The following is a 17,765-nucleotide window of genomic DNA, read 5'->3' on the forward strand; positions in this document are numbered from 1 at the left end:
TATGCAAATGAAAAGTACTAAAAGGCATATTTCGATGGTTTCATTAGTTTTTCTAGTATTATTTTCAGTGCTAAATGTGTGGGCTCCAGTTATTCAAGCCGCTGTGATAAAAAATCCAGTGGACGAGATTAATATTTCCCGTACTGATGGTACAACGTCTGAACCATATCAAGCCTCAGATGGCATGAAAGTAGAAGTGAAGTGGTCAGCTAAAGAAAAAATAAAAAGTGGAGATCAATTCACAATTGATATGCCAAAAGAATTCAGAAAAGATCTTATGAATATGAGTTTTCCTTTAAAAGATGCTGAAGGAAAAACAGTTGGTACATGTGAGATGAAAAAAGGTCTATTGACGTGTACTATGGGTGATTACGTAGAAGGAAAGAATAACGTTAAAGGTTCTTTATTCGTAGAATTCTACTTTGGGCTAGAAGCATATGATGGTGTCAAAGAAATTCCATTAGAATTTAACGTTGATGGTCAAATCGTTAATAAAGAAGTAAGTGTAAATAATACGACAGAGAGACCGAAGCCACAGCCCAATACAGATAATCTATTGAAATGGGGTTCTTATAATCAAGAAGATCCGTCCATTGCTGATTGGCTTGTATATGTAAATGCAACTGGAACAGAAATGCAAGATCTTAAATTAACAGACACATTAGGACCTGGGCATGAATTAATTACAGATAGCTTAGTATTAGAAGAGGCTGTATTTGAAGATGGCTATGCACCAACAAATATTAAGCCAGCAGATTTATCTAAAATTAAAATTAATGCAACGAAAACTGGATTTACAATTGAATTTCCAGACAGTTCAAAAGGTTATATTTTAAGATATAAAACAAAAATTACTAATCCTGCTGCAAAGCCTCATAAAAATACAGTGAAATTAGAAGGCAAAAATATTAAAACTGAAGAAAAAGTAGGAGAAGTATTCGTAAGTGGTGGGGGAGGAACTGGTTCAGGCGACGATCATCCACCTAGTATTGAAAAGAATATAGTTGATGAGAGTGGTAAGCTTGTAGAGAATCAGCAGTTAGCGCAAATGGATCAACCTATTCAATATCAAGTTGGTACACATATACCAAACGATCCTCCTAAATACACATCTATGGTAATTAGTGATGATTTAGAAGATGTATTAGAAGTATTAGAGGCAAAAGTGTATGATCAAAATGGCCAAGATATTACTTCTAAAGGAACACTAAAGATAGATAAACAAAAAAGTGAAGTAACATTTACGTTCGGTGAGAGTTTTGACTATAAGTCATATGAAGACCAGATAATTAACTTGAATATTAAGGCGAAAATTAAAGCTGATGCAGACTTATCTTCTTACGTAGATAAGAAGATTCCTAATAAAGCAGAATTACATTTTGATGATAAGAAATTAACATCAAATGAAGTAACGGTTACGCCGCCTGAACCTCCAAAAGACGGTACAGTAGCTATTCATAAAATAGATGCTGAGGATCCGACTAAAGAGTTAACAGGTGCCGAATTTGAAGTTCGAGATAGTGAGGATAAGGTTGTTGCAGTACTGAAAACAGGCGAAAAAGGTTTTTCAGCACCTCAAACTTTAACTCCTGGGACGTATAAAGTTTATGAAAAAGTAGCACCTGAGGGATATCAAAAATTAACAAGTCCGGTAGAGGTTACGCTTCAAGCTGGAGAAACAAAAACAATTGAAATTAAAAATACCATGCAAAAGGGTCAAATTGAATTAAAGAAAATTGATTCGGAAAATGGTGGTAAAGCGTTAGCAAATGCAGAGTTTGATATAGTAAAAGACGGTGTAGTAGTTGAGCATATTATTACAGATAAAGACGGTAAGGCAATTTCTAAACCGTTAGCACCAGGAAAATATATTTTAAAAGAAACGAAAGCGCCCGAAGGATACCAATTAAAAGAAAAAGAGTTCGAAGTAAATGTAACAGGGGACGGCATATTCCCAATAACAGTAGAAAATGCAATGGTAGACAAAGGTAATGTAGAAATTACAAAAATGGACAAAGAAAGCGGCGCAGTATTAGCGGGTGTCGAATTTGAAGTCCAAGGTGAGAAAGATAAAGTGGTAAGAAAAGTAGTAACAGATAAAGATGGAAAAGCAAACGTTTCAGATCTATCAGTAGGAAAGTACAAATTAGTAGAGACGAAAAGCTTACCAGGTTACAAGAAACTAACAGAATCAGTATCATTTGAAATTAAAAAAGGTATGACAGAAGTTTTATCATTGAAAGTAGAAAATGAGCAGTTAGACAAAGGCTCATTAGAAATTACAAAAGTAGATAAAGACAGCCAAAAAGCACTAGCAGGCGTAGTCTTCGAAGTGCAAGATGAAAAAGGAAAAGTGGTAAAAAAAGTAACGACAGATAAAGATGGAAAAGCGAATGTCTCAGACTTATCAGTAGGAAAATACAAATTAGTAGAGACGGAAAGCTTACCAGGTTACAAAAAATTAACAGAGCCAGTATCATTCGAAATTAAAAAAGGTATGACAGAAGTCTTATCACTGAAAGTAGAAAATGAGCAGTTAGATAAAGGCTCATTAGAAATTATAAAAGTAGATAAAGACAGCCAAAAAGCATTAGAAGGTGTAGTCTTCGAAGTGCAAGATGAAGCTGGAACAGTAGTAAAGGAATTAATAACAGATAAAAATGGAAAAGCAAAAGTTGCAGATTTACCTGTAGGAAAGTACAAATTAGTAGAGAAAGAAAGTTTACCAGGCTATAAGAAACTAACAGAGCCAGTATCATTTGAAATCAAAAAAGGCATGATCGAGGTACTATCATTAAAAATAGAAAATGAAATGGTAGATACGGGGAATGTAGAGATAACAAAGATAGACAAAGATAATAAAGCACCGTTAGCGGGAGTAACGTTCGTTGTCCAAGACGAGAAAGGTAACGAAGTTAAAAAAGTAACGACAGATAAAGATGGAAAAGCAAATGTTTCAGATTTAACTGTAGGCAAGTATGGATTGGTAGAGGTAGAAAGTTTACCAGGTTACAAAAAACTAAAAGAACCAGTATCATTTGAAATTAAAAAAGGTATGACCGAAGTTCTATCATTAAAAGTAGAAAATGAAATGATGGATACAGGGAATGTAGAGATAACAAAAATAGATAAAGATAGTAAAGCACCGTTAAAAGATGTTGTATTTGAAGTACGTGATTCAAAAGGAAAAGTAGTTAAAAAAGTAACAACAGATAAAGATGGGAAAGCAAATGTTTCAGATTTACCTATTGGGAAGTATGAGTTGGTGGAAGTAGAAACACCAGCAGGATATAAACCACTTAAAAAGCCAATTTCATTCGAAATTGAAAAGGGTAGAGTAACAGCATTACAATTAACTGTAGAAAATGAATTAGTGGATACAGGAAATGTAGAAATTACAAAAGTAGACAAAGAAAATAAAGATGCTTTAGCTGATGTCGTATTTGAGATTCAAGACGAAGCAGGACAAGTAGTCGCTAAAATAACGACAGATAAAGAAGGGCACGCACAGGTTACTAATTTATCAGTTGGCACATACAAGTTGGTAGAGGTAAATGCACCAAAAGGATATAAGCAATTAGTAGATCCTATTACTTTCCAAATTGAAAAAGGTATGATAAAATCTCTTGCTTTAACAGTAGAAAACGAAATGTTAGACAAGGGTAATGTAGAAATTACAAAAGTAGATAAAGACAGTCAAAAAGTATTAGAAGGCGTAGTCTTCGAAGTACAAGATGAGCAAGGAAAAGTAGTAACAGAAGTAACGACAGATAAAGATGGAAAAGCAAAAGTCTCAGACTTATCTGTAGGCAAGTACAAATTAGTAGAAAAAGCAGGCTTACCGGGATACAAAAAACTAACAGAGCCAGTATCGTTCGAAATTAAAAAAGGTATGACGAAAGTCTTATCACTAAAAGTAGAAAACGAACTAGTAGATAAAGGTTCAGTAGAAATTACAAAAGTGGACAAAGAAAGTGGCGCAGTATTAGCGGGCGTAACCTTCGAAGTGCAAGATGAAAAAGATAAAGTAGTAACAAAAGTAACAACAGATAAAGATGGAAAAGCAACAATTTCAGATTTATCAGTAGGGAAATATAAGCTAGTAGAGGTAGAAAGCTTACCAGGATACAAAAAACTAGCGAAACCAGTATCGTTCGAAATTAAAAAAGGTATGACAGAAGTCCTAGCATTGAAAGTAGAGAACGAAAAGTTAGATAAAGGTTCAGTAGAAATTACAAAAGTAGATAAAGACAGTCAAAAAGTATTAGAAGGCGTAGTCTTCGAAGTACAAGATGAGCAAGGAAAAGTAGTAACAGAAGTAACGACAGATAAAGAAGGAAAAGCAAAAATCTCAGACTTATCTGTAGGCAAGTACAAATTAGTAGAGAAAGAAAGCTTACCAGGCTATAAAAAACTAACAGAACCAGTATCGTTCGAAATTAAAAAAGGTATGACAGAAGTCCTAGCATTGAAAGTAGAGAACGAAAAGTTAGATAAAGGTTCAGTGGAAATTACAAAAGTAGATAAAGACAGTCAAAAAGTATTAGAAGGCGTAGTCTTCGAAGTACAAGATGAGCAAGGAAAAGTAGTAACAGAAGTAACGACAGATAAAGAAGGAAAAGCAAAAATCTCAGACTTATCTGTAGGCAAGTACAAATTAGTAGAGAAAGAAAGCTTACCAGGATACAAAAAATTAACAGAACCAGTATCATTCGAAATTAAAAAAGGTATGACGAAAGTCTTATCAATAAAAGTAGAGAATGAGCAGTTAGACAAAGGTTCAGTAGAAATTACAAAAGTGGACAAAGAAAGTGGCGCAGTATTAGCGGGCGTAGCCTTCGAAGTGCAAGACGAAAAAGATAAAGTAGTAACAAAAGTAACAACAGATAAAGATGGAAAAGCAACAATTTCAGATTTATCAGTAGGGAAATATAAGCTAGTAGAGGTAGAAAGCTTACCAGGATATAAAAAACTAGCGAAACCAGTATCGTTCGAAATCAAAAAAGGTATGACGAAAGTTTTATCATTGAAAGTAGAGAACGAACTGTTAGATAAAGGTTCAGTAGAAATTACAAAAGTGGACAAAGAAAGTGGCGCAGTATTGGCAGGCGTAACCTTCGAAGTGCAAGATGAAAAAGATAAAGTAGTAACGAAAGTAACGACAGATAAAGATGGAAAAGCAACAATTTCAGATTTATCAGTAGGGAAATATAAATTAGTAGAGAAAGAAAGCTTACCAGGTTACAAGAAGTTAACAGAACCAGTGTCATTCGAAATTAAAAAAGGTATGACGGAAGTCCTATCATTGAAAGTAGAGAATGAACAGTTAGATAAAGGATCTGTAGAAATTACAAAAGTAGATAAAGACAGTCAAAAAGTATTAGAAGGCGTAGTCTTCGAAGTACAAGATGAGCAAGGCAAAGTAGTAACAGAAGTAACGACAGATAAAGATGGAAAAGCAAAAATTGCTGATTTATCTGCAGGAAAGTACAAATTAGTAGAGAAAGAAAGCTTACCAGGTTACAAAAAGTTAGCAGAACCAGTATCATTTGAAATTACAAAAGGTATGACAGAAGTTCTATCATTAAAAATAGAAAATGAAATGGTAGATACGGGAAATGTAGAGATAACGAAGATAGATAAAGATAATAAGGTATCGTTAGCAGGTGTAGTCTTCGAAGTTCAAGACGAAACTGGCAAAGTAGTAACAAAAGTAACAACAGATAAGGAAGGAAAAGCAAACGTTTCAGACTTATCTGTAGGAAAGTACAAGCTGGTAGAAGTAGAGAGCTTACCAGGATACAAAAAATTAGAAAAGCCGGTACCATTTGAAATTAAAAAAGGTATGACAAAATCTCTAGCGTTCACTGTAGAAAACGAAATGGTGGATACGGGGAATGTTGAAATCACAAAAATAGACAAAGATAGTAAAGCACCATTAGAAGGTATTGTATTTGAAGTACGTGATTCAAAAGGGAAAGTAGTAACAAAAGTAAAAACGGATAAAGATGGAAAGGCAAACGTTTCAGATTTATCTATTGGAAAGTATGAGTTGGTGGAGGTAGAAACACCAGCCGGATACAAACCACTAGAAAAACCAATTTTATTCGAAATTGAAAAAGGTAGAGTTACAGCATTACAATTAACAGTCGAAAATGAATTAGTGGATACAGGAAATGTAGAAATTACAAAAGTAGACAAAGAAAATAAAGATGCTTTAGCTGATGCAGTATTTGATATTCAAGATGAAGCAGGACAAGTAGTCGCTAAAATAACGACAGATAAAAAAGGACAAGCAAAAGTTACTAATTTATCAGTTGGAACATATAAGCTAGTAGAGGTGAAAGCACCAAAAGGATATAAGCAATTAGTAAATCCGATTACTTTCCAAATTGAAAAAGGCATGACAAAATCTCTTGCTTTAACAGTCGAAAATGAAATGTTAGACAAGGGTAATGTAGAAATTACAAAAGTAGATAAAGACAGTCAAAAAGCATTAGAAGGCGTAGTCTTTGAAGTGCAAGATGAAAAAGGCAAAGTAGTAACGAAAGTAACGACAGATAAAGAAGGAAAAGCAAACATTTCAGATCTATCTGTAGGAAGTTACAAATTAGTAGAGGTAGAAAGTTTACCAGGCTATAAAAAGCTAGAAAAACCAGTATCATTTGAAATCAAAAAGGGTATGACAGAAGTTTTATCGCTGAAAGTAGAAAACGAACAAGTAGATAAAGGCACAGTAGAGATTACAAAATTGGACAAAGACAGTCAGAAGACATTGGCAGGTGTAGTCTTTGAAATCCAAGATGAAGCAGGCAAAGTAGTAACGAAAGTAACAACAGATAAAGAAGGAAAAGCAAACATTTCAGACCTATCTGTAGGGAGTTACAAATTAGTAGAAGTAGAAAATTTACCAGGCTATAAAAAGCTAGAAAAACCAGTATCATTTGAAATTACAAAAGGTATGACAGAAGTCTTATCACTAAAAGTAGAGAATGAACAGTTAGATAAAGGTTCAGTAGAAATTAAAAAAGTGGATAAAGACAGTGGAACAGTGTTAGCGGGCGTAACTTTCGAAGTGCAAGATGAAAAAGGCAAAGTAGTAACGAAAGTAACAACAGATAAAGAAGGAAAAGCAAACATTTCAGACCTATCTGTAGGAAGTTACAAATTAGTAGAGGTAGAAAGTTTACCAGGCTATAAAAAGCTAGAAAAACCAGTATCATTTGAAATTACAAAAGGTATGACGAAAGTCTTATCATTGAAAATAGAGAATGAATTGGTAGACAAAGGTAATGTAGAAGTTACAAAAGTGGATAAAGACAGTGGAACAGTGTTAGCGGGCGTAACTTTCGAAGTGCAAGATGAAAAAGGCAAAGTAGTAACGAAAGTAACAACAGATAAAGAAGGAAAAGCGAAAGTTTCAGATCTATCAGTAGGAAAATACAAATTAGTAGAAACGGAAAGTTTACCAGGTTACAAAAAACTAACAGAGCCAGTATCATTCGAAATCAAAAAAGGTATGACAGAAGTTTTATTACTAAAAGTAGAGAATGAACAATTAGACAAAGGTTCAGTAGAAATTACAAAAGTAGATAAAGACAGTCAAAAAGCATTAGAAGGCGTAGTCTTTGAAGTGCAAGATGAGCAAGGCAAAGTAGTAACGAAAGTAACAACAGATAAAGAAGGAAAAGCGAAAGTTTCAGATCTATCAGTAGGAAAATACAAATTAGTAGAAACGGAAAGTTTACCAGGATACAAAAAACTAACAGAATCAGTATCATTCGAAATCAAAAAAGGTATGACAGAAGTTTTATTACTAAAAGTAGAGAATGAACAGTTAGATAAAGGTTCAGTAGAAATTACAAAAATGGCTGCTGAAAGTAAGAATGTATTATCAGGGGCAGTTTTTGAAGTTCATGACGAAAAAGGAAAAGTAGTAACGAAAGTAGCAACAGATAAAGAAGGAAAAGCGAAAGTCTCAGACTTATCTGTAGGTCACTACACACTTGTAGAAGTAGAAGCACCAAAGGGTTATGAAAAATTAACTAATCCAATTCCATTTGAAATTACAAAAGGAATGATAAGTCCAGTTCAATTAGAAGTATTAAACAAATTGACTTCTTTAGCACCACCAGGCCCAGAGAAACCAGAAACGACGGATCCAGAAAAACCAGAAACGACGGATCCAGAAAAACCAGAAACAACGGATCCAGAGAAACCAGGAACAATGGATTCAGAGAAACCAGGAACAACGGATTCAGAGAAACCTGGAACAATGAATCCAGAGAAGCCTGAAAAAGAATTACCGAAGACAGGACAGAAAATGCCTGTGGAACCATATATGGGAGCACTTCTTATTATGATGAGTTTTGGATTGCTCGTATTAGGTAGAAAACAGCAGAGATAATAAAAATAAAAAGGTATCCTCAAAGTATTGGAGGATACCTTTTTTATTTGGCATGAAAAATATTTAGCAAAAGAACTCGATGCAAATAGAAACAAAAAGGAAGAAAAAGTTCTTCCTATTTTCTTGATATGGTTATATCAAAAAAATAGCTATATATATTTAATGTGAAAATAAAAGGTTAAAGGCCTTCGTAATGTTTTGGGGAAAAAAAGAGTTATCTATGTAATTAATTTGAGTACTTTAAGAAAGAGAGCTTTTTCCTAAAGTATTCAAAGGATGATAGTCCAATAGCAGGTGGGAGATGAAACTCGTTTTAGCACTGTATTAACACCTTAAAATGTAGATAGGGGAAAATAATGTAAAAAAACTATTGTGTGTTTAAAAGTCTTATGTTACATTTGTGTTACAAAATAGTTACGAAAGGTAACTTATGTTACGGTTTGTTTTCTTTTATTTATCGGTATGTTACAAAGAGAGAAAAAGTAAAGCTGAAAAAATAGCAACCTAAAAATAGTTTTTCTATGTGTATAAGAGTGTGTGTAGTAAAGAGCCTGGTGAGAGCTTTACGCACATTATTAAAATTCCTTTCTGTCTTTAAAAGAAGAAGAAAACCAACTACCAACTATTTAGGAGTTTTAAGTAATGATAGTAAATGAAATGTACTTCCTTTCCCACACACAAAGTACATCTTTATTTTCAGTCTAATTACTACACAGACTTTTATACATATGCTGTTATCGTTTTAGGGATATATAGGAGGAGAAAAAATGAAAAAGTTATTAATGGTAATTGGACTTACGTTTTTAATGTTAGCTGGGTGTAGTAATGGGAATTTTGACAAAGCAATGGATGAAGGAAAGACCGCGTTAACGAATAAAGAATATAAAAATGCTTTATCATCATTTGAAAAAGCGCTAGATGAGAAAAAAGACGATTCAGATGCAAAGACGCTTGTAGAACAAACGAAAGTAATGATTGAAGCAGTGAAGTTAAAAGAAGAAACAAAGGTAGAAGAATCAATCAAGTCATTTGAAAAAGTAGAGAACATGAAGAATGGAAATGCTACGCTTGTAAAACAAGCAAAGGAAGAACGAACAGCATTACTAGCCATCTTAGAGCAAAAAAAGAAGTATAGCGAGCAACTGACGAAAAGTGAAGAGTTAATAAGTAAGAAAAATTATGCAGAAGCGAAAGAGATATTAAATAAGCTAGTTGCAGAAACAAAAGATAACAAGAATCTTGAAGAATATAATAAAAAAGCGGTAGGATTAGTTACTAAAATGAATGAAGAAGAAAAAACTGCAAAGAATGAAGCTGCAGCGAAGGCACAAAAAACAAATGCAGTAACGAATCAAAAAGTAGCAACAGAAAAGACTCAAAAAACTGAGGCAGAAAAAAATCAAAAGGTAGCAACAGAAAAGACTCAAAAAACTGAGGCAGAGCAAAATCAGAAGGTAGTAACAGAAAAGAACGAAAAAACTGAGACAGAAAAGAATCAGAAGGTAGTAACAGAAAAGAACCAAAAAGTAGAGACAGGAAAGACTCAAGATGCATTTACTTTTGAGAAAGCGAAAGCATATATCAAAAATGAATATAAAGAAGACTATGATTACACGCTAGAAAATACGCAAGTAGAGAATGGAAAGAAATATTATCAAATAAGAGTACATACGACATATAAAATAGAAGGTGCAGGTGGACCAGGATTTACTGGTGTATTTAAAGTATTCGAAGATGGTACAATTGTTGAAGTGCACTAAGTTGATGGAAAAGGTATCCTCAAAGTATATGAGGGTACCTTTTTAGCATAAAAAAAGGCATCTAGTAAAAGTACTAGATGCAAATAAAAACACAAGGGAAGACAAATTTCTTCCCGTTTCCCGTATGTAATTATATCAAAAAATATATAAAAAACTAGCTTTATTTTTAATATAATTGATGTGTGAAGCTATGAAAGTATAAGATTACACTATTTTTGTAGTGTTTTGTTGAAAAAAGGAGCTGTATATATGATTAATTTTAAACCAGAAAATTTGAACCAACTATTAAAAGTGATGCTCATTAGTGCGAATAAGTCCTATGATGCGATTAAAGATTATGAATTTACGGGAGAAGCAGTAGTATTCTGTATAGACTTCGAATATATTGACGTTTCTTTAATGATTGTAGATATGTTAGGAAAATCAGCTTCTAAATTTACTATTTTGCCATATGCCCGTCCGAATACGAATGAAATAGACTACATTCAGTTTCAAGTGTATTCGATTAATGAAGGGAATTTTAAGGAAATGATTGATACGATATAGAAAACTATAATTTTACAAATATGTATATACCAACTAATATATAATTAATACATTCATATAATTGGAGTGATGAGATGCAGCCGTTAGAAAGGGAGATTCATTCTAATATGCTTAAAGTGTGGCGAATCCACGCTTTAATTGGGGCGGCAGTTATACTAGCAGTCGTAATTGCGTATTTCTTTTTTATGATCAATTTTAACTGGTGGGGCTGGTTGTTTGGCTTGCTAGTAACAGGCGCTATTACATTTATCCCGCTTGATTATTTTGTGTTTCCAAATTTACGTCAACGTTATTATAGTTACAGATTAAATGAAGAAGAGATTGAGATTCAAAAGGGAATGTTCGTTGTAAAACGCGTACTTATTCCGATGATGCGTGTACAGCACGTAACGATTGAACAGGGCCCAATTATGAGAAAGTATAATTTAGCAGAATTACATATTTCAACAGCGGCAACTTCTCATAGTATTCCAGGCTTAACGAAAGAAGAAGCAGAGCAGCTGAAAAGACAAATTGGAGAACTTGCGAAAGTGAGTGATGAGGATGTATAAGAGGCAACATCCGATCACAATTTTATTAGGTATTCGAATTGCGACTTTGTTGCCTTTTATTTTTCTTGTTTTATTTCGTTCAGATGGTGAAGTAAAACCTTGGTATTTTTTTCATCTTGTTCTTTTGGCCATATTATTTATTATGGCAATTTTCTCAGCTATAAAATGGTATTTCAAAGTGTACTGGGTTGAAAATAATATTTTACATATAAAGCACGGTGTGTTCGTTAAGAAAGAAAGTTACTTAAATAAAGAACGTGTGCAAAATATTAGTACGTCTTCTAACATCATTTATCAAATACTTGGACTGACGAAATTAAATATTGAAGTAGCGGGCGGCGGTAGTGAGCCGGAAGTGATGTTAGCTGGTATTAGAGAAGAGGAAGCGAAGGAACTGATTGCTTTATTAAATAAAAAAAGAAGCGCTGCGAGTGAAGAAGTACCCATGGCAGAAGAAAGTAAGACGATTTATCAGTTAACGATGAAAGAGATTTTAGTAGCTTCCATTACGTCTGGTAGATTCGGATTAGTGTTTTCAGGATTACTTCTTATTTACACAGAGTTTAATCAATTTCTTCCAGAATGGCTCATAAATAAAGTGGAAGCGTATGTGATGGATAACGGTGTATATGAATTAATCGTTATGGCCGCGATTTTAATGGCGGTTTCGTGGGTCGTTTCGACAGCTGGCTATGCGTTAAAATATGCGAACTTTAAAATAGAGCGAAACGGAAATGAAGTTCGCATCGTGCAAGGGTTATTTGATAAGAAAGAGTTTGTGTTAAAATTACATCGCATTCAAGCGATTACGGTGAAAGAAGGAATTCTCCGAGAGCCTTTCGGTTATTGCTCTGTCGAAGTAGAAGTCATTCAAAGTACAGAAGCGGCAGGGAATGAAGTGATGCTACATCCTTTTATGAAGAAAAAAGATGTGCAGCAGTTACTTACGTATTTGCAGTTGCCGTATGAAATGGAAGAGGAAATCGTTCATTTACCGAAAGTAGCATTGCGCCGTTATGTGATCATGGGATGGATTACAAGTGCTGTGCTCGCTGTGCCGATCGTCGGTGCGAGTATATATTTTACACAGAATATTGCGTTATTCAGCCTGATACCATTATTTATTGTATTTATGTTACTTGCATACGCTCGGTATACAAGTAGTGGTTATATGATACGAGACAATCAGTTAGTAATGGTGTACCGAGGACTCGCGAAATATACAGGAATTATGCGAAGAAGACATGTTCAAGCAGTAGGATATGGTCAGTCGCATTTTCAAAAGAAAGACGAGCTATGTACAGCAGTGGTATCGGTAGCGGGGCATCGTTACAAAGTGAAGCATATGCAAAAAGAAGATGCGCTTCGTATATATAATTGGTACAAAGAAAAAGGAAACACCGGCGTGTAACGGTGTTTCCTTTTTTATGTCGTCATTTGTCGATTAGTCGATATATTGAAAAAATCGTTGATATATTCAAAGATATGATAGATATATTCGGAAAATCGTTGATATAATTTCACATACCGTGGTCTTCAAACTCCGAACTCCAAAACCTAAACTAACACATCAAAAGTAGTCACAAATGACGGACGAGAGAAAATACTTTTCTGCTGTTCCGCATGTGGATGCGCCTGAGCTTGTCCTTCTGCTTGTGCAGGGCGTTTTTTATGAGCGTTTTCGAATGAACGTGATTCTGTCCAATCTTTAAAGTTTTGCTCTGTTTCCCACATCGTTAAGATGACATATGTATCGTTACTTAATGGGCGTAGAACACGGATTGCTTGGAAGCCGGGTTCGTTTTCAATAAGGCCTGCTCGGTTTTTAAATCGGTTTTCAAATACTGGGCGACCTTCGTCTGTTACAGAAATGTTGTTACAAACGATATAGCCAGGTTGTCCTTTAAATTCTCCAACAGCGTCTAGTACGTCATACTGAAGCGAACCTTCTACAGATTCTTCTGTATTTTCTTTATAAAACATATCTTTTTCATTATTTTTTGCAGTGAAATGTGCTTGTTCTAGAGGTGTTTCGTATGAAATAATAGCCTTCATTTTAATGCCCCCTTAATTATTTGTTTCTATTATATCAACTCTCTTAAAAAACTTCGAAGATTATATACATAAAGATACTTCTTTTTCAAATAATAAATGTACCATCATTTGGAAAGAAGGCCGATGTATGAAGAAAGTAAAGTGGACTTTATTAGGTGGATTCGCAACGCTAGTATTAGCGATTGTACTTTATAAACTTATTGTGTTAGCTGGTGGCTATATGATGGATGAAAAGCAGCTCGTTTTCCACTCTTCATCACGTATCGTTGACCAGAAAGGGAAAGAGATTACGAAATTATATGTAGAAAATAGAGATCTCGTACCAGTAGAGCAAATTCCAAAGCATGTCCAGCAGGCGTTTATTGCGGTGGAAGATTCTCGTTTTTATGAGCATCAAGGAATTGATTACCCGTCTATATTCCGTGCTCTTTATAAAGATACGTTAGCTGGAGAAAAGGTAGAGGGCGGTAGTACCATTACGCAGCAACTAGCGAAAAACGTCTTTTTAACTCGTGAAAAAACAGTTACGCGTAAATTGAAGGAAGTCGCAATTTCTCTTCAATTAGAGCAAAAATATACGAAGCAACAAATTCTTGAAATGTATATGAATCATATTTATTTTGGCCATGGGGCTTACGGTATTCAAGCAGCAGCAAAGTTGTATTTTAATAAAAATGTAGAAGATTTAACAGTAGAAGAGGGCGCAATGCTTGCAGGTCTTCCGAAGTCGCCAAACGGATATTCACCGTATTTCTCACCAGAGAAGAGTAAGGAGCGGCGTGATCTCGTATTGTCACTTATGCATAAACAAGGCTATTTGACTGCCGAAGATAGTGTACGTTATCAAGGAAAGACAATTGCTTTATATAAAAACTTAGACGAGAATGAACTCGCATATATGCCGTATATTGATATGGTTATAGATGAAGCAGCTCGTTTATACGGATTGTCTCATCAAGAAGTACTGCGCGGAGGATATACGTTTGTCGTACCGATGGATGAAAAGATTCAAAAGGTAGCGTATAACCAGTTTCAAGATGCAAGGAATTTCCCTGGTAAAGAAGAGGGGGCGCAAGGTGCTTTTTTATTAATGGATAATCGTACGGGCGGAATTAAAGCGGCGATTGGCGGAAGAAAGTACGTCCCGAGAGGCTTTAATCGTATTTTCGCAAAAAGACAGCCCGGTTCTGTGCTAAAACCACTTATCGTCTATGCACCAGCACTCGAAACGAAAAAGTATAATCCGTATTCTTTATTGACGAATGAAAGAAATTCATTTGAAGGCTATGAACCCCGAAATTATAACCATGCGTATTCGAAAGAAATGACGATGTACGATGCGATTTTAGAGTCAGCAAATGTGCCGGCAGTTTCTTTATTAAATGAGTTAGGGGTAGAAGAAGGAAAGCAATATTTAGAGAAAGGAAATGTTCATATTGCCGATGCTGGTTTAAGTACAGCACTTGGCGGGCTGAAAAATGGTGTTTCAACATTTGATCTTGTGAAAATGTATCGTGCATTTTTAGCAAATGGCGCTATTATTGAGCCGCACGTGATTGATAAAGTGTTAAATAGACACGGCGCAGTTATTGGAGAATCGCCAAAAGTAGAAACGAAAATTTTCTCGAAACAAACGGCATGGTATATGACAAAAATGTTAGAAGGGGTTGTGAAGGAAGGGACAGCAAGAGCAGGCATATATAGCGGTGCATTAGCTGGAAAAACAGGTACAACTTCCTTACCGAATGACGATAATGGAGCTAGAGATATGTGGTTCGTTGGCTATACGCCAAATTTAGTAGGTGCTGTTTGGATTGGTTATGACCGTACGGATAAAGAGCATCAGTTGCAAGGAGAAAGTGCGTCAGCAACGAAATTGTTTAAGAAAATTTTAACGAAGGCAAATGTGGAACAGAAAGAGCAGTTTATGAAACCAGAAGGTGTGGAAACAATCGGTGCTCCGATTCGGCTGCGCAAGATTGAAGATGTGAAAATGAAATTAGCGTTTAGCCCTTTCGGTTTATTTAAAGCAAAATTAAGCTGGACACCACTTCCAGATGAAAGAATTATGTATCGTATTTATAGAGTGGAAAACGGAGTTCATACGCATGTAGGCACTGTAAATGGTGCCGGAGAATATGAGGAAAAGTTCGTTAACATCTTTTCAAAACCGAGTTTTTACGTTGTACCATATAACACACAAACGAAACGTGAAGGAGAAAAGTCAAAAGTAGCTAAACCATAGTTTTTCTCTGTGCTATAATAAGAATGTTGTGAAAATAGTAAGCGGTTTTACGAATGTTTGTGTCAATTTCATGAACAACGTACATAATGTTATGCATTTTGTTTTTACAAGCTGTATAGTAAAAAAAGATAAATATCGGAATAGAACGTATTTAGAGCAAAAGCATTGGCAAGGAAGGGAGCAAGGGTCTTGGTAAGAACTATAAATGAGACATTTTTAAAAGCATGTAGGGGGGAACGTACTGATTATGTACCAGCATGGTATATGCGTCAAGCAGGTCGTTCGCAGCCGGAATATAGAAAGATAAAAGAAAAGTATTCTTTATTTGAAATTACACACAATCCAGAGTTATGTGCTTACGTTACAAAGTTACCAGTTGATCAATATAACGTAGACGCAGCAATTCTGTATAAAGATATTATGTCACCACTACCTGCAATTGGTGTGGATGTAGAAATTAAATCAGGTATTGGCCCAGTTATTGATAATCCAATTCGTTCTTTACAAGACGTAGAAAAACTAGGGGAAATCAATCCAGAAGATGACGTACCGTACATATTAGATACAATTCGTTTATTAACGACAGAAATGTTAGACGTACCGTTAATCGGTTTTTCAGGGGCTCCATTTACATTAGCGAGCTATATGATTGAAGGCGGTCCATCTCGTAATTATCATAATACGAAAGCGTTCATGTATGCAGAGCCGAAAGCTTGGTTCGCTTTAATGGATAAGCTAGCAGATATGGTTATTACATATTTAAAAGCGCAAATTAACGCAGGAGCAAAAGCTGTTCAAATTTTCGATTCTTGGGTTGGAACAGTAAATGTAGCAGATTACCGCGTATTTATTAAACCAGCAATGGAGCGTATTTTTGCAGAAGTTCGTAAGGTGGGTGTACCGATGATTATGCACGGCGTAGGAGCTGCACACTTAATAAATGAATGGCACGACTTACCGCTTGATGTAGTAGGCTTAGATTGGCGCTTACCGATCGAAGAGGCACGCGCACGCGGCGTTCATAAAGCGGTACAAGGTAATATGGACCCTTCATTCTTACTTGCGCCATGGTCTGTTATTGAAGAACATGTAAAAGGTATTTTAGATCAAGGGATGAAACAGCCAGGTTATATCTTTAACTTAGGACACGGTGTATTCCCAGAAGTAAATCCAGATACATTAAAACGTTTAACTACATTTATTCATGAATACTCTAAAGGGCAGTTAGCGAAGTAAAGGAGCATTGCTGTATGAAAAAGAAAATTGGTTTGCTTGTAATGGCATACGGAACGCCATATAAAGAAGAAGATATTGAACGTTACTATACACATATTCGTAGAGGAAGAAAGCCAAGTCCTGAAATGCTAGAAGATTTAACAGAGCGTTACCGTGCAATTGGTGGTATTTCTCCTTTAGCTACTATTACATTAGAGCAAGCTAAAAAGTTAGAGCAGCGTTTAAATGAAGTACAAGATGAAGTAGAGTACCATATGTATCTTGGCTTAAAACATATCGAACCTTTCATTGAAGATGCAGTGAAAGATATGCATAACGACGGTATACAAGATGCAATCGCACTTGTTCTTGCGCCGCATTATTCTACATTTAGCGTAAAATCATACGTTGGACGAGCACAAGAAGAAGCTGAGAAACTTGGAAACTTAACAATTCACGGCATTGATAGCTGGTATAAAGAACCGAAATTCATCCAGTACTGGGTTGATGCAGTGAAAGGTATATATAACGGTATGTCAGAAGCAGAGCGTGAAAAAGCAGTATTAATCGTATCTGCACATAGCTTACCAGAAAAAATTATCGCACTTGGCGATCCATATCCAGATCAGTTAAATGAAACAGCGGATTATATTGCGCGCGGAGCTGAAGTAGCAAACTATGCAGTAGGTTGGCAAAGTGCAGGAAACACGCCAGATCCTTGGATTGGTCCAGATGTACAAGATTTAACGAGAGAACTAAACGAAAAGTATGGTTATACTTCATTCGTATACGCACCAGTTGGATTTGTTGCGGAACATTTAGAAGTTCTATATGACAATGACTTTGAGTGTAAAGTTGTAACAGATGAAATTGGTGCAAAATATTATCGTCCAGAAATGCCAAATGCATCGGACGCATTTATTGAGTGCTTAACAGATGTTGTATTAAAGAAAAAAGAATCTGTATTGTAAAAAGAAAGGGGGAGC

The 17,765-nt window shown here is 35.2% G+C and carries 9 protein-coding genes; 8 read left to right on the forward strand and 1 reads right to left on the reverse strand.

The annotated features are described in order from the left end of the window. Nucleotide 1 precedes the first annotated feature (1 nt). The 5 genes from QCI41_RS23745 to QCI41_RS23765 all read left to right on the forward strand — a co-directional run bounded on the left by QCI41_RS23745 (nt 2) and on the right by QCI41_RS23765 (nt 12,675). Nucleotides 2-8,407, forward strand: coding sequence for a SpaA isopeptide-forming pilin-related protein (locus QCI41_RS23745; protein WP_353836506.1), 8,406 nt, complete (start codon nt 2-4; stop codon nt 8,405-8,407). Nucleotides 8,408-9,174: 767 nt separating this feature from the next. Then, the gene (locus QCI41_RS23750; protein WP_353836505.1) at nt 9,175-10,167 is read left to right on the forward strand and encodes a hypothetical protein; all 993 of its coding nucleotides are present in this window, start codon (nt 9,175-9,177) and stop codon (nt 10,165-10,167) included. 249 nt (nt 10,168-10,416) lie between these two features. Then, nucleotides 10,417-10,713: a protoporphyrinogen oxidase gene (locus QCI41_RS23755; protein ID WP_353836504.1), complete on the forward strand. Its 297-nt coding sequence runs from the start codon at nt 10,417-10,419 to the stop codon at nt 10,711-10,713. Nucleotides 10,714-10,787: 74 nt separating this feature from the next. Beyond that, nucleotides 10,788-11,264, forward strand: coding sequence for a PH domain-containing protein (locus QCI41_RS23760; protein WP_001182715.1), 477 nt, complete (start codon nt 10,788-10,790; stop codon nt 11,262-11,264). After that, the gene (locus tag QCI41_RS23765) at nt 11,257-12,675 is read left to right on the forward strand and encodes a PH domain-containing protein (RefSeq protein WP_353836503.1); all 1,419 of its coding nucleotides are present in this window, start codon (nt 11,257-11,259) and stop codon (nt 12,673-12,675) included. The genes QCI41_RS23760 and QCI41_RS23765 overlap by 8 nt, the downstream gene beginning before the upstream one ends. Nucleotides 12,676-12,821: 146 nt before the next feature. Here QCI41_RS23765 and hmoB read toward each other — a convergent pair whose 3' ends face one another. After that, complete coding sequence (gene hmoB, locus QCI41_RS23770) at nt 12,822-13,319, reverse strand: heme-degrading monooxygenase HmoB (protein ID WP_353836502.1); 498 nt, start codon at nt 13,317-13,319, stop codon at nt 12,822-12,824. Nucleotides 13,320-13,446: 127 nt separating this feature from the next. Between hmoB and QCI41_RS23775 the strand changes: the two genes are divergently transcribed. The 3 genes from QCI41_RS23775 to hemH all read left to right on the forward strand — a co-directional run bounded on the left by QCI41_RS23775 (nt 13,447) and on the right by hemH (nt 17,750). Further along, nucleotides 13,447-15,564, forward strand: coding sequence for a transglycosylase domain-containing protein (locus QCI41_RS23775; protein ID WP_353836501.1), 2,118 nt, complete (start codon nt 13,447-13,449; stop codon nt 15,562-15,564). A gap of 189 nt (nt 15,565-15,753) precedes the next feature. Further along, the gene (hemE, locus tag QCI41_RS23780; protein WP_353836500.1) at nt 15,754-16,800 is read left to right on the forward strand and encodes a uroporphyrinogen decarboxylase; all 1,047 of its coding nucleotides are present in this window, start codon (nt 15,754-15,756) and stop codon (nt 16,798-16,800) included. Nucleotides 16,801-16,814: 14 nt separating this feature from the next. Further along, a complete protein-coding gene (gene hemH / locus QCI41_RS23785) occupies nt 16,815-17,750 on the forward strand; it encodes a ferrochelatase (RefSeq protein ID WP_353836499.1) in 936 nt (311 codons plus the stop codon). Nucleotides 17,751-17,765: the final 15 nt, after the last annotated feature.

The sequence above is a fragment of the Bacillus cereus group sp. MG4 genome (assembly GCF_040460055.1).
Classification (GTDB): Bacteria; Bacillota; Bacilli; order Bacillales; family Bacillaceae_G; genus Bacillus_A; species Bacillus_A wiedmannii.